This is a genomic window from Xanthomonas campestris pv. phormiicola (assembly GCA_025666215.1).
GTDB classification, from domain to species: Bacteria; Pseudomonadota; Gammaproteobacteria; order Xanthomonadales; family Xanthomonadaceae; genus Xanthomonas_A; species Xanthomonas_A campestris_A.
In genome coordinates this window covers 2,454,889-2,468,368 of the sequence record CP102593.1, presented here as the reverse complement: position 1 = coordinate 2,468,368, position 13,480 = coordinate 2,454,889, and the positions used below count along the sequence as shown (strand labels likewise).

Genomic DNA, 13,480 nt, shown 5'->3' with positions numbered 1-13,480 from the left:
CATGCCCTGCGACACGCTCTGGCACAACGCTCACCTGATGACCCTGGACGCCGACGACGGCGGGCTGGGCCTGGTCCGCGACGGCGTGGTCGCCTGCCGCGACGGACGCATCGTCTATGCCGGCGCCGCCGCGGCGCTGCCGGAGCCGCTGGCCGCGCTGCGCAGCGTCGACTGCGGCGGGCGCTGGATCGGCCCGGGCCTGATCGACTGCCACACCCACCTGGTCTACGCCGGCAACCGCGCCGGCGAGTTCGAGCAACGCCTGCTCGGCGCCAGCTACGCCGACATCGCCCGCGCCGGCGGCGGCATCGTCGCCACCGTGCGCGCCACCCGCGCCGCCGACGAGGCCGCATTGCTCGCCGCCAGCCTGCCGCGGCTGGACGCGCTGCTCGCCGAAGGCGTGACCACGGTGGAGATCAAGTCGGGCTACGGGCTGACCCTGGACGACGAACTGCGCCTGCTGCGGGTGGCGCGGCGCCTGGGCGAACTGCGCCCGGTGGCGGTGGCGCCGACCTTCCTCGGCGCGCACGCGGTGCCCCCCGGCGCCGAGGCGCAGGCCTACATCGACGACGTCTGCGAACGGATGATCCCCGAAGTCGCCGCGCAGGGCCTGGCCGAGGCGGTGGACGTGTTCTGCGAGCACCTGGCCTTCAGCCCGGCGCAGACCGAGCAGGTGTTCCAGGCCGCGCAGCGGCATGGCCTGGCGCTGAAGATCCATGCCGAGCAGCTGTCCAACCAGGGCGGCGCGGCGCTGGCGGCGCGCTACGGCGCACGCTCGGCCGACCACGTGGAATACCTCGACGACGCCGGCGTGGCCGCGATGGCCGCGGCTGGCACCGTGGCGGTGCTGCTGCCGGGCGCGTTCTACTTCACCCGCGACACGCAGCTGCCGCCGATCGCCGCGCTGCGCGCCGCCGGCGTGCCGCGTGCGCTGGCCACCGACTGCAATCCCGGCACCTCGCCGCTGACCAGCCCGCTGCTGGCGATGAACCTGGCGGCGACGCTGTTCCGCATGAGCGTGGCCGAATGCATCGCCGGCTTCACCCGCGAAGCGGCGCGCGCGCTGGGACGCCAGGAGCAGGTCGGCCGGCTGCGCGCCGGGCTGCGCTGCGACCTGGCGATCTGGGACATCGAACAACCGGCCGAACTGGTCTACCGCATGGGCTTCAACCCGCTGCATGCGCGCATCTGGAGGGGACAATGAGCAACGCGATCGTGCTGCGCCCGGGCGCAGTGAGCCTGGCGCAGTGGCGCGCCGTGTACCGCGGCGCCGGCGTGCGCCTGGATCCGGCCTGCGCCGAGACTGTGCTGCGCAGCGCGCAGACGGTGGAGGCGATCGTCGCCAAGGGCGCGCCGGTGTACGGCATCAACACCGGCTTCGGCAAGCTGGCCAGCGTGCGCATCGAGCGCGAGGACCTGGACACCTTGCAGCGCAATATCGTGCTCTCGCATGCGGCCGGGGTCGGCGAGCCGATGCCGGTGCCGGTGGTGCGGCTGATGCTGGCGCTGAAGCTGGCCAGCCTGGCGCAGGGCGCCTCCGGCGTGCGCCCGGCCACGCTGGCGCTGCTGGAAGCGCTGCTGCGCCACGACGTGATACCGGTGGTGCCGTGCCAAGGCTCGGTCGGCGCCTCCGGCGACCTGGCGCCGCTGGCGCACCTGGCCACGGTGATGATCGGGGTCGGCGAGGCCTTCGTCGGCGGCCAGCGCCTGCCCGCCGCGCAGGCGCTGGCGCTGGCCGGGCTGCAGCCGCTGGCGCTGGGCGCGAAGGAAGGCCTGGCGCTGCTCAACGGCACCCAGTACTCCACCGCCTACGCGTTGGCCGGGCTGTTCGAGATCGAGCGCGTGTTCCATGCCGCGCTGGTCGCCGGCGCGCTGTCCACCGAAGCGGCCAAGGGCTCGGACACCCCGTTCGATCCACGCATCCACGCCTTGCGCGGCCAGCGCGGGCAGATCGCCACCGCCGCCGCGCTGCGCGCACTGATGCACGGCTCGGCGATCCGCGATTCGCACCGCGACAACGATGTGCGCGTGCAGGATCCGTACTGCCTGCGCTGCCAGCCGCAGGTGATGGGCGCGGCGCTGGACGTGATGCGCCAGGCCGCGACCACGCTGGCGATCGAGGCCAACGGCGTGTCCGACAATCCGCTGGTGTTCAGCGAATCCGGCGAGGCGCTGTCCGGCGGCAATTTCCATGCCGAGCCGGTGGCCTTCGCCGCCGACATGCTGGCGCTGGCGGTGTGCGAGATCGGCTCGATCAGCGAACGCCGCGTGGCGATGCTGGTGGATCCGGCACTGTCCGGGCTGCCGGCGTTCCTGACTCCGAAGCCCGGGCTCAACTCAGGCTTCATGATCCCGCAGGTCACCGCCGCCGCGCTGGTGTCGGAGAACAAGCAGCGCGCCTACCCGGCCAGCGTCGATTCGATCCCGACCTCGGCCAACCAGGAAGACCACGTGTCGATGGCCGCGCATGGCGCGCGGCGCCTGCTGGCGATGGCCGAGAACGCGGCCAACGTGGTCGGCATCGAACTGCTGGCCGCCGCGCAGGGCTGCGACTTCCATGCGCCGCTGACCTCCAGCGCCGCGCTGGAAGCGGCGCGCACGCTGCTGCGCGCGCAGGTGCCGACGCTGCAGGACGACCGCTATTTCCATCCGGACATGCTGGCCGCCACGGCGCTGGTGCGCGATGGCACGCTGGCGGAGGCGGTCGATGTGTCCCTGCCCGATGCAATGTCCGGATCATGACCCTGTAGCAGCGGTGCTGGGTGGCCTCGGGCCATCACCTCAACCGCGACCGGGCTTTCCCGGATATCTGCGGTCGCGGCTGAAGCCGCTCCTGCAAAAAAGCGAGGCTCTGCATGACGTCCCTCCCCGACTGGCTCACCCTGCACCGCGGCGATGCGCCACTGATCGTCAGCTTCCCGCACACCGGCACCGAGCTGCCGGACGCACTGACCGAGCGCTTCGTCTCGCCGTGGCTGGCACGCCGCGATGCGGACTGGTGGGTGCACGAGCTGTACGCATTCGCGCGCGACCTGGGTGCCACCACGCTGCGCTCGGCGGTGTCGCGCTCGGTGATCGATCTCAATCGCGATCCCAGCGGCGTCTCGCTGTACCCGGGCCAGAACACCACCGGCCTGTGCCCGCTGACCACCTTCGACAACCAGCCGCTGTACCGCGACGGCGCCGGCCCGGACGAGGCGGAAATCGCCCGCCGCCGCGACACCTGGTTCGCGCCCTACCACGCCGCGCTGGCCGCGGAGATCGCCCGCCTGCGCGCGATCCACGGCACCGTGGTGGTGTACGACGCGCATTCGATCCGCTCGCATATCCCGCACCTGTTCGAGGGCGAGCTGCCGCAGTTCAACATCGGCACGGCCGGCCCGACCGGCGCGCCCGATAGCAGTTGCGACAACGCGCTGACCGACGCGGTCGAGCAGCTGTGCGCGACGAGCGGCATGCGCCATGTGCGCAATGGCCGCTTCAAGGGTGGCTACATCACCCGCCATTACAGCGATATTCCCGGCGGCGTGCACACGCTGCAGATGGAGCTGGCCTGCCGCGGCTACATGCACGAACCCGCGTGCGTGGACGAGCGCCACTGGCCCACGCCGCTGGACCCCGACCACGCCGCACCGCTGCGCCGCACGCTGCAGCAGGTGCTCGCGTCCTGCCTCGAATTCGCCCACTCCCGGAGCGCCGCATGACCCGTCTCGACACCACCCGCACGATCCACGCGCCCACCGGCAGCACCCTCACCTGCAAGAGCTGGCTGACCGAAGCGCCGCTGCGCATGCTGATGAACAACCTGCATCCGGACGTGGCCGAACGCCCGCAGGAACTGGTGGTGTACGGCGGCATCGGCCGCGCCGCGCGCGACTGGGAATCCTTCGACGCGATCGTGGCCGCGCTCAGGCGCCTGGACGACGACCAGACCCTGCTGGTGCAATCCGGCAAGCCGGTCGGCGTGTTCCGCACCCACGCCGATGCGCCGCGCGTGCTGATCGCCAATTCCAACCTGGTGCCGCGCTGGGCCACCTGGGACCACTTCAACGAGCTCGATAAAAAGGGCCTGGCCATGTACGGGCAGATGACCGCCGGCAGTTGGATCTACATCGGCGCGCAAGGCATCGTCCAGGGCACCTACGAGACCTTCGTCGAGATGGGCCGCCAGCACTACGCCGGCAGCCTGGCCGGCAAGTGGCTGTTCACCGGCGGCCTGGGCGGCATGGGCGGCGCGCAGCCGCTGGCCGCGGTGATGGCCGGCGCCTCGTGCCTGGCGGTGGAATGTCGCAAGAGCAGCATCGAGATGCGCCTGCGCACCGGCTACCTGGACACCTGGACCGACGACCTGGACGAAGCGCTGCGCCTGATCGAGGAATCGTGCACGGCGAAGAAACCGCTGTCGGTCGGCCTGCTCGGCAATGTCGCCGACGTGCTGGACGAACTGCTGGTCCGCGGGGTCAAGCCGGACCTGTTGACCGACCAGACCTCCGCGCACGACCCGGTCAACGGCTACCTGCCGCAGGGCTGGACGGTGGAGGAATGGGACGCAAAGCGCGTGTCCGCACCGAAGGAGGTGGAAGCCGCCGCGCGCGACTCGATGGCCAACCACATCCGCGCCATGCTCGCCTTCCACGCGCTCGGCGTGCCGACCGTGGACTACGGCAACAACCTGCGGCAGATGGCACTGGAAGAAGGCGTCGAGAATGCCTTCGACTTCCCCGGCTTCGTCCCCGCCTACATCCGCCCGCTGTTCTGCCGCGGCATCGGCCCGTTCCGCTGGGCGGCGCTGTCCGGCGATCCGGAGGACATCGCCAGGACCGATGCCAAGGTCAAGGAGCTGATCCCGGACAACCCGCACCTGCACCGCTGGCTGGACATGGCCGCCGAGAAGATCAAGTTCCAGGGTCTGCCGGCGCGCATCTGCTGGGTCGGCCTGGGCGATCGCGACCGCCTGGGCCTGGCGTTCAACGAAATGGTCGCCAACGGCGAACTGAAGGCGCCGGTGGTGATCGGCCGCGACCATCTGGATTCGGGCAGCGTCGCCTCGCCCAACCGCGAGACCGAAGCCATGGCCGACGGCTCCGACGCCGTCTCCGACTGGCCGCTGCTCAACGCCCTGCTCAACACCGCCAGCGGCGCCACCTGGGTCTCGCTGCACCACGGCGGCGGCGTCGGCATGGGCTTCTCCCAGCACGCCGGCATGGTCATCGTCTGCGACGGCAGCGAGGCGGCGGCCAAGCGCATCGCGCGCGTGCTGTGGAACGACCCGGCCAGCGGGGTGATGCGGCATGCCGATGCCGGATACGCCATCGCGATCGACTGCGCCAAGGACAAGGGACTGGATCTGCCGGGCATTCCGGGCTGAGGCGAGAGCCCGGCAAGCGCCACGAGGCAGCGGAGTGCGCATCGCCCCCGCAAGGGGGTTTCATGGCGCGGCGGCTCTCATCGCAAGCATCCGTGGGCTCCCCGCACAGGAACGCGCGGCCGATCCCGACGCTGGGCTGCGCGAGCCGCTGGAGGACCGCGTCGGCCAGTTGCAACAGGTCTGACACAAAACGGCACGCCGTACACGGCAAGCGAACCCGGCGGCCGACCGACACCGGCCCACGACCCTGGCATTGCGTCGCAGGTCGCCGCTGCTGCGCCCGTATTCGCCACGGGGCGGACATCGTCGCGCCAATCCCGTACCTGTTCACATTGCGCAAATACGGGCAATAGCGCTGTGTGGCTGTCGGCCTGGAGAGGATGCCGGTCGCAGCAGTCAGGGGCGATTCAAGCTTTTCGGCCATGCCCGCGCACGCGCCGTAAGGACGCCGATCGATTGCAGGCACAAGGGTCGCGGGCGGATCGGCGGCGACTTTGCGGATGCCACGCGCCGTCACGTGCTGGCGCATCGCAGCGGGCGGCGCAATTCGCCAATCGAGCGCAACAGGCGGTTTTGAACCTTCGGCGAACTCCAGTCCGCCAAGGCCCTCCATGTCGTCCATCGGCACCGCTTCCCCCTGTTCTTCTGGTCCAAGTCTGTCCGTGGTGATCTGCACGCTGGACGAATCCGACGCCATCGCTGGCGTGCTGGGCGAACTCTCCACAACGCTGGCCGGCATCGATCACGAGATCGTGGTGGTGGACGATTCGCACGACGAGCTCACCGCGCAGGCGGTGCTCGCCTGTGCCACGCACACGCCCCAGATCCGTCTGCTGCGCCGGCGCGAAGGCCGAGGGCTGGCCTCCGCGGCGATCGCCGGATGGGATGCGGCGCATGGACAGTACCTGGCGATCATGGACGGCGATGGCCAGCACGATCCGCGCCTGATCGCGCAGATGTTCCGGCTCCTCGAGCAGGGCCGACAGGACGTCGTGGTGGCCAGCCGCTATCTGCACAGCCGCAGCTCCGGGCTGGGCCGGGTGCGGCATGCGATGAGCCGCGGTGCGGTACGCCTGACCCAATTGCTGCTCGGCGCGCGGCTGGCTGATCCGATGAGCGGCTGCTTTGCGATGACCCGCGACTGGTACACCGGCGTGCGTCCGCGCCTGTCCGGGCTCGGCTTCAAGATCCTGGTGGACGTGGTGGCTTCCGGCCGCCGCCGCCCGAACACCGCTGAAGTGCCCACGCAACTGGGCGAGCGCCGCGGCGGCGTGTCCAAGATGGATCCGCGCGTGGTGGCCGACCTGCTGACCCTGCTGCTGGAAAAGCGCACGCGCGGCCTGCTGCCGGCGCAGATGGCCTTGTTCTTCGCGGTCGGACTGGGCGGCCTGGCGGTGCATCTGACGTCGCTGTGGGCGCTGCTGCACGCCGGTTGCCCGTTCTGGGCCGGGCAACTGGTGGCGATCATGGCGGCGATGACCTGCAATTTCCTGATGAACAACATCCTCACATTCCGCCACTGCCGCCTGCGCGGCGCACGCATGCTCAGCGGCCTGCTGATGTTCTATCTGGCCTGCATGGTCGGTGCGTTGGTCAACGAAAGCATCGGCTGGGCGTTGCACGCGGCCGGCGTCAACTGGGCACTGGCCGCGGGCGCCGGCAGCGTGGCCGCCGCGTTGTGGAACTATCACGCGGCCAAGCGCACGGCGTGGTCCTCGACATTGAATCCGCCGCAAGCCGCGGCGGTGGCGGTCGTCGAGCTGCGCGTGTCGCCGCGCTGATGCACGCGCCCGTGTCCGGTTCGCCTGCGGCCCGACTGCGGCCGCCCGTCGCCAGCACGCCGCGCGTCTCGCGCCTGGCGGGGTGGTGGTCCACCGACCGGCGCATGTTCGCAGGCGTGCTGGGGCTGGCCCTGCTGCTGCGGCTGCTGGCGATGGTGCCGAGCAACTACCACCACCCCGACGAGATCTGGCAATACTTGGAACCGGCGCATCGCCTGGTGTTCGGGCACTGGGTGGTGGCGTGGGAATACCGCGACGGCATCCGCACCTGGCTGATCCCCGCCTTGCTGGCCATGCCGATGCAGCTGGGCGCCTGGCTGGCGCCCGACGGCAGCCTGACCTTGGCATTGCCGCGCCTGATGCTGGTGCTGCTGTCGCTGTCCACCGTCGCCTGCGCCACCGCCATGGGGCTGCGCCTGTCGCGGCTGCATGGCGCGATGGCCGGCGTGGTCGCCGCGATCTGGGCCGAACTGGTCTATTTCGGGCCGCGGGCGATGTCCGAACCGGTGGCGATGGCGCTGTTCTTTCCGGCCGCGCTGTTGCTCACGCGGCCGTTGGCGCAGCGCACCCGGGCCACCTACGCAGGCGCCGGGCTGCTGCTCGGTCTGTGCTTCTCGGCGCGCTTCCAGCTGGCGCCGGCGCTGTTCGTGCTCGCGGCCTGGGCCTGCGGCCTGCGCTGGCGCGCCTGGCTATGGCTGGCGGCCGGTGGCCTGCTCGGCCTGGGCGTGGATGCGGCGGTGGACATGCTGGTCGCAGGACAGCCGCCGTTGCGCTGGATCTACGCCAACTTCCACATCAACCTGGTGGAGCAGAAAAGCGCCAGCTTCGGCACCAGACCGGCGTACTGGTATCTGACCCGGATCTGCAACCAGTGGCGGCTGGCGGCGCTGGGCATCGTGCCGCTGGCCATCCTCGGCGCGCGGCGCTACCCGGTCCTGCTGGCGGTGGCGCTGGTCAACCTGTCGATGCATTCGTTGATCCCGCACAAGGAATACCGCTTCGTCCTGCTGTCCACCACGCTGCTGGTGGTGCTGGCCGCGTTCGGCACCGTCGACGCGCTGCAGCGCCGCGCCGCTGGCGACGCACTGCGCCTGCGGCGCCTGTGCGGGCAGGCGCTGCTGCTGTGGCTGCTGGCCTCGCTGCTGGTGGCCAGCACCGGGCCGGTGAAACGCTACTGGAAATCCGGGCGCCCCTTGATCGCGGCGATGCAACTGGCCGGCGCCGACCCCAAAACCTGTGGAATGGCGCTGTACCGGCCGCCGAATCCGCTGAGCGCCGCCTACGCCCTGTACGGTCGCCAGACCCCGATCTACCTGTTCGACACGCGCGACGACCACGCCGCCGCATTGCGTTACCGCAGCGCCTACGACACCGTGCTGTCGGTCGCACAGGCCCCGCCGCTGGCCCCGGAATACGCGCTGCTGGGGTGCTCCAGCAAGGCCTACTGCGTCTATCGGCGTGCCGGCGGCTGCACCGGGCAGGTGCCCGAGGAATACGCGATCAACGCGGTCCTGACCAGGCTGGGCAAATAGCCCAGGCCACGCCGCCACGCTGCCGGGCGACGCACCGCGGCCACCCGGATCGTGCGAACGGTGCGCAAATGGAACGCGGTCACGCCTTGCGACACTCGGGCTCAAGATCGTCGGCCCAGCGCCGACATGAGATGCAACGTTTCGAGGAGCCTTCATGGGCATCCTGATCTATCTGGCTCCCGCCGTCGTGCTCTGGGCGATCACCGCCACCGTTCTTGCCTGGATCTTCTTCGGCCGCTGGCGCCGCGAGCAACAGCAACAGGCGAGCGTGCAGGACAGCCTGGCCCGCCACCAGGCCGCGCTGTCGCAGATGAAGGCGCGTGCGGCCGTCAGCGCGCGCGAGCTGGAGGCGCTGCAACAGGCCTACGCCAGCCTGCGGCAGACGCTGGAACTGCAGGCGCAGGAAGCGCTACCGGCCGAGCAGGCCGTGGAGCGGCCACCGGTGCCGATCCTGGTGATGGAACGCCTGGACATCTCCGCGGAGATCGGCACGCTGCTCGCGCACGTGGCGCGGGTCGCCCGGAGCATCCGCCGTTACAGCGCCTACAGCCGCGGCCACAACGCGCCGGAGCTGAGCAGCGCGCGCTACGACCTGCATTGGCTCTCCGACTGCCTGCACAGCCTGGACCAGATCGGCCACGCCCTGGCCAGGGGCAACGTGGACACGCTGACCGCGGCCTGCACCGAATTGCTGGCGATGTACGAGCAATATCTGAAGGACGGCTCCGGCTACAACAGCCGCGACACCTTCCAGCGCCTGAGCAGCCACGTCCCGCTCGCCGACGTCACCGACGCCATCCGCTCGATCGCCGCCAAGGCCTCGCTGGCGCGGCAGGCGCAGACCCAGGCCAGCGCGGAACTGCACGCGGCACCGGTCGCCTGAGGCACCACCACCGGGCGAACGCGCGCCGTGGCGCCCGCGTTGACCGGACCGGTCGCGCGTGCTGTGATGCGTCCCGATCCGGGTGGGAGCAGCGACATGGCAGACATCAAGGCGGCCTTCGAGAAAGCGGCCAAGGACATCAAGCAGCGCGAAGAGCGTCCCGACAACGACACCTTGCTGCGCCTGTACGCGCTGTACAAACAGGGCGCCGAAGGCGACGTCGCCGGCGCCAAGCCCGGTTTCTTCGACTTCGTCGGCACCGCCAAGTACGAGGCCTGGGCCAAGCTCAAGGGCATGCCGCAGGCCGAGGCGCAGAAGAAGTACGTGGACCTGGTGAAGAAGCTGCTGGCCTGATGGCGCGCGACACCCGCCGGCGCATCCTCGACACGGCCCTGGCGATGTTCAACGCGCAGGGCGAGCCGCACGTCACCACCAACCATATCGCCGACGAGCTGGAGATCAGCCCGGGCAATCTGTACTACCACTTCCGCAACAAGGACGACATCATCGAGCACCTGTTCGCGCGCTACGAAGAGCGCATGGACGCGGCGCTGGCCTTGCCGAGCGCGCGCCTGCCCGGGCTGGAGGACATCTGGCTGCAGTTGCACCTGGTGTTCGAGTGCATCTGGGACTACCGCTTCCTGTACCGCGACCTGATCGAGATCCTCAGCCGCAGCCGGCGCCTGCGCCTGCGCTTCGCGCGCATCCTGCGCCGCGCCGACGACAGCACCCAGGCGGTGTTCCAGGGCCTGGCGCAGGCCGGGACGATGCGCGCCACCGCGCAGGAACTGGGCGGCATCGCCACCAACGTGCTGGTGGTGGCCACGTTCTGGCTCAACTACGCCGCCGCGCGCGGCGAGAAGGACGAGCAACTGGCGATCCGCCATGGCATCGTGCAGGTGATGCTGCTGATCAGTCCGTTCCTGCGCGAGGCCGAGCGCGCGCACCTGGCCACGCTGATGCAGGCCTATCTGGACTGAGCGGGGAACGCGTCCCGCCAGTGGGCGACGGCGATGCCAGCTGCCAGATGCGCCGCGCGCATCGATTCGCCAAGCGCCGCCGGCATCGGCTAGGCTTGCCGCCTTGCCCTCGCCGCCCGGAATCCGCGTGAGAACCGTCGTCGCCACCCGCTACGTGACCCCGCTGCGCGAAGGCGGCTCGCTGCCGGCGGTGGTCGAGGCCGACGACGACGGCCTGTACGTGCTGAAGTTCCGCGGCGCCGGCCAAGGTCCGAAGGCGTTGATCGCCGAACTGCTGGGCGGCGAACTGGCGCGCGCGCTGGGCCTGCCGATGCCGGAACTGGTGTTCGCGCTGCTCGACCGCGAGTTCGCGCGCACCGAACCGGATCCGGAGATCCAGGACCTGATCCGCGCCAGCGAGGGCCTGAACCTGGCCCTGAACTACCTGCCCGGCGCGATCAACTACGATCCGGCCGCCTTGCGCCCGGACCCGGCGCTGGCCTCGGCGATCGTCTGGTTCGACGCCTTCGTCACCAATGTCGACCGCACCGCGCGCAATACCAACCTGATGGTCTGGCACGGCAAGCTGATGCTGATCGACCACGGCGCAGCGCTGTATTTCCACCACGACTGGGAGCATGCCGGCAGCGCCTGCGCCTCGCCGTTCGCGCGCATCCGCGACCACGTGCTGCTGCCCTACGCCAGCGCCATCGCCCAGGCCGACGCGGACCTGGCGCCGCGGCTGACCGATGCGGTCATCGACGCGATCGTGGCGCAGATCCCGGACGCATGGCTGCAGGCCGAAGCCAGCTTCGCGAGCGTGGACGCGCATCGCCAGGCCTATGCCGATTATCTCAAGCAGCGGCTGGTACTGCGCGCGGCGTTCGTCGAGGAGGCGCTCCGTGCCCACGCTGCACACGTATGACTATGCGGTCATCCGCGTGGTGCCGCGGGTGGAGCGCGAGGAATTCGTCAACGTCGGGGTGATCGTGTCGTGCCCGACCTCCAAACTGCTGCATGCGACGATCGAACTGGCGCCGGCACGGCTGCACGCGCTGGACCCGACCCTGGACATCGAACGCCTGCGCCCCTACCTCGACGCGATCCCGGCGATCTGCCGCGGCGACGCCGATGCCGGCCCGATCGCGCTGCTGCCGCCACGCGCGCGCTTCCACTGGCTGACCGCGCGGCGCAGCTCCATCATCCAGATGTCCTCGGCGCACGTCGGCCGCACCACCCAGCCCGAGCGCGTGGTCGAGCATCTGCTCGCGCGCATGGTCAGGACGCCGCGCTAGCTCGCCAACGTCTTTTCAATCACGACGTCAGTCGCGACGAGCGCAGCGGCGGACCTTGCCGGCTCCGGTCGCAGTCGGGACTGACGTCCCTCCCGCAGGGCACCCGGCAGGCTCGCCGCAGGTTCCTGCGGGAGCGGCTTCAGCCGCGACAGAATGCAGGACGCGGCACTTGGATCGCGGTGCCCGCACCCGAAGCGCTCCCACGTCCAGCGACAGCGTCGTTCGCGGTTACTGCGAGCGTGCGCTGCGCTTGGCCGGGCGGCGCGGCGCAGCGGTCTTCCTGGTCGCGCGCTTGACGGTCCTGGTCGCCGCCGGACGTTTGCGCGGCGTGGCACGCGGCTTGGGTTGCAGGCCGAGCTTGACCAGCACCGGCTGCAGCCGCGCCTCGACCTCGGCGCTCAACGGCTGCACCTGGCCGCGCAGCGCCGCGGCGCCTTCGCGCACGCTGCTTTCGGCGCCATCGGCCAGCTGCGCCACCAGCGCCTTCAACCTGGTCGCGCCGCTGGCGGCATCGGCGGCCGCGGCCAGCGCGCGCTTGCGGGTCAGCGATACCAGGCCCAGGCCGGCCAGCCACAGGTGCCGCGGCGCCAGGGTATCGGATCGGGGGGCAGAGGTGGAACGCTTCTTCGTCGCCATCGCAGGTCTCCTTAGGATGCCGACAGCGGCATCGGTGCGACGCATGCTGGCGGCAGCGGCTTGAGCAAACACACTATCCGCAGCGCAGCTTGCCAGGCCGCCATCGCGGCGCCATGCTCGGCGCGAACTCCAGGGAGGCCAGGCATGGCAGCAAAACCGACCGCATGGGCGCCGTTTCCGCACGACGCCAAGGCCTACGCCTATCCGGGCGAGGCGTTGAAGAAAGCCTGGCCGAAGCTGCACGCCGGCGACCGCGAACCCTACCCGGACCCGGCGCGCGCGCAGGCGCTGCTCGCCGCCGCCGGCAAGGCCGGCAAGGGCCACGACGCCGACACGCTGTCGGCGGCCCTGCTCGAAGCCTGGCGCGCCTTCCACCAGGGCCGGTTCCAGCAGGCCTATACCGCCGGACAGGCGCTGGGCGTGTTCGGCGCGTCGGTCGCGGTCAAGGCGCTCGGCATCCACGCCAGCTACCTGGTCGAGGACGACAAGGAAAAACTGCAGCGCCTGCAGCAGGCCGCGACGCTGGCCGAGGCGGCGATCGGCGCATTGCCGGACGAGGCCAACAGCCACTATCGCCACGCGTTCGCGCTGGGCCGTTACAGCCAGGGGCTGAGCATCGTCAAGGCGCTCAAGCAAGGCATCGCCGGCAAGGTGCGGCAATCGCTGGAGGCCGCGCTGGAACTGGAACCCAAGCACGCCGAGGCGCACATGGCGCTGGCGCTGTACCACGCCGAGATCATCGGCAAGGTCGGCGCGATGATCGGCGGACTCACCTACGGCGCCAAGGCCGCGACCGCCGAGCAGCACATCCAGCAGGCGCTGAAGCTCACTCCGGATGCGCCGATCGCGCACGTCGAATACGCCAACGTGCTGTTGCTGCTGCACGGCGACAAGCGCGAGGACGCGGCAGCAGGCGAGTTCGAGACAGCGGCCAAGCTCAAGCCGCGCGATGCGATGGAAGCGCTGGATGCGGCGTTCGCGCGCGAGCAGTTGGAGTAGCTGGCCGCCGCAGTTCGCGTGCAGGCA

At 70.4% G+C, this 13,480-nt stretch carries 13 protein-coding genes; 12 read left to right on the top strand and 1 reads right to left on the bottom strand.

The annotated features are described in order from the left end of the window. Position 1: 1 nt before the first annotated feature. From hutI to NRY95_10285, 11 genes are all read left to right on the top strand, one after another. Complete coding sequence (gene hutI, locus NRY95_10335; protein ID UYC18557.1) at positions 2-1,204, top strand: imidazolonepropionase; 1,203 nt, start codon at positions 2-4, stop codon at positions 1,202-1,204. Beyond that, the gene (gene hutH / locus NRY95_10330) at positions 1,201-2,742 is read left to right on the top strand and encodes a histidine ammonia-lyase (protein ID UYC18318.1); all 1,542 of its coding nucleotides are present in this window, start codon (positions 1,201-1,203) and stop codon (positions 2,740-2,742) included. Before hutI ends, hutH begins: the two co-directional genes overlap by 4 nt. A 113-nt stretch (positions 2,743-2,855) precedes the next feature. After that, complete coding sequence (gene hutG / locus NRY95_10325) at positions 2,856-3,704, top strand: N-formylglutamate deformylase (protein ID UYC18317.1); 849 nt, start codon at positions 2,856-2,858, stop codon at positions 3,702-3,704. Then, positions 3,701-5,368 (top strand): urocanate hydratase, encoded by a 1,668-nt coding sequence (locus tag NRY95_10320; GenBank protein ID UYC18316.1) that lies wholly within the window; start codon positions 3,701-3,703, stop codon positions 5,366-5,368. The genes hutG and NRY95_10320 overlap by 4 nt, the downstream gene beginning before the upstream one ends. Positions 5,369-6,030: 662 nt before the next feature. Continuing rightward, entirely contained in the window at positions 6,031-7,149 is a 1,119-nt protein-coding gene (locus NRY95_10315) for a glycosyltransferase (GenBank protein ID UYC18315.1), read from the top strand. Positions 7,150-7,253: 104 nt separating this feature from the next. Next, positions 7,254-8,681, top strand: coding sequence for a hypothetical protein (locus tag NRY95_10310; GenBank protein ID UYC18314.1), 1,428 nt, complete (start codon positions 7,254-7,256; stop codon positions 8,679-8,681). Positions 8,682-8,835: 154 nt separating this feature from the next. Further along, on the top strand, positions 8,836-9,564 hold the full coding sequence (locus tag NRY95_10305) for a hypothetical protein (protein UYC18313.1): 729 nt from the start codon (positions 8,836-8,838) through the stop codon (positions 9,562-9,564). A 96-nt stretch (positions 9,565-9,660) separates the two neighbouring features. Further along, complete coding sequence (locus tag NRY95_10300; protein ID UYC18312.1) at positions 9,661-9,918, top strand: acyl-CoA-binding protein; 258 nt, start codon at positions 9,661-9,663, stop codon at positions 9,916-9,918. Continuing rightward, a complete protein-coding gene (locus NRY95_10295; GenBank protein UYC18311.1) occupies positions 9,918-10,544 on the top strand; it encodes a TetR/AcrR family transcriptional regulator in 627 nt (208 codons plus the stop codon). Before NRY95_10300 ends, NRY95_10295 begins: the two co-directional genes overlap by 1 nt. 127 nt (positions 10,545-10,671) lie before the next feature. Continuing rightward, positions 10,672-11,448 (top strand): aminotransferase class I and II, encoded by a 777-nt coding sequence (locus NRY95_10290; protein ID UYC18310.1) that lies wholly within the window; start codon positions 10,672-10,674, stop codon positions 11,446-11,448. Next, complete coding sequence (locus tag NRY95_10285; GenBank protein ID UYC18309.1) at positions 11,426-11,818, top strand: DUF3037 domain-containing protein; 393 nt, start codon at positions 11,426-11,428, stop codon at positions 11,816-11,818. Before NRY95_10290 ends, NRY95_10285 begins: the two co-directional genes overlap by 23 nt. A 228-nt stretch (positions 11,819-12,046) precedes the next feature. On the opposite strand, the gene NRY95_10280 is transcribed toward NRY95_10285, so the two are convergent. Continuing rightward, complete coding sequence (locus NRY95_10280) at positions 12,047-12,454, bottom strand: hypothetical protein (protein ID UYC18308.1); 408 nt, start codon at positions 12,452-12,454, stop codon at positions 12,047-12,049. A 144-nt stretch (positions 12,455-12,598) separates the two neighbouring features. Between NRY95_10280 and NRY95_10275 the strand changes: the two genes are divergently transcribed. Continuing rightward, positions 12,599-13,453 carry a hypothetical protein gene (locus tag NRY95_10275; protein UYC18307.1) on the top strand — a complete coding sequence of 285 codons (855 nt, stop codon included), beginning with the start codon at positions 12,599-12,601 and terminating at the stop codon, positions 13,451-13,453. The last annotated feature ends 27 nt before the right edge of the window (positions 13,454-13,480 follow it).

Coding starts and splice junctions, on each gene's coding strand:
- hutI (UYC18557.1), top strand. CDS start 2: ATGCCCTGCGACACGCTCTGGCACAACGCTCACCTGATGACCCTGGAC.
- hutH (UYC18318.1), top strand. CDS start 1,201: ATGAGCAACGCGATCGTGCTGCGCCCGGGCGCAGTGAGCCTGGCGCAG.
- hutG (UYC18317.1), top strand. CDS start 2,856: ATGACGTCCCTCCCCGACTGGCTCACCCTGCACCGCGGCGATGCGCCA.
- NRY95_10320 (UYC18316.1), top strand. CDS start 3,701: ATGACCCGTCTCGACACCACCCGCACGATCCACGCGCCCACCGGCAGC.
- NRY95_10310 (UYC18314.1), top strand. CDS start 7,254: ATGTTCGCAGGCGTGCTGGGGCTGGCCCTGCTGCTGCGGCTGCTGGCG.
- NRY95_10305 (UYC18313.1), top strand. CDS start 8,836: ATGGGCATCCTGATCTATCTGGCTCCCGCCGTCGTGCTCTGGGCGATC.
- NRY95_10300 (UYC18312.1), top strand. CDS start 9,661: ATGGCAGACATCAAGGCGGCCTTCGAGAAAGCGGCCAAGGACATCAAG.
- NRY95_10295 (UYC18311.1), top strand. CDS start 9,918: ATGGCGCGCGACACCCGCCGGCGCATCCTCGACACGGCCCTGGCGATG.
- NRY95_10280 (UYC18308.1), bottom strand. CDS start 12,454: ATGGCGACGAAGAAGCGTTCCACCTCTGCCCCCCGATCCGATACCCTG.
- NRY95_10275 (UYC18307.1), top strand. CDS start 12,599: ATGGCAGCAAAACCGACCGCATGGGCGCCGTTTCCGCACGACGCCAAG.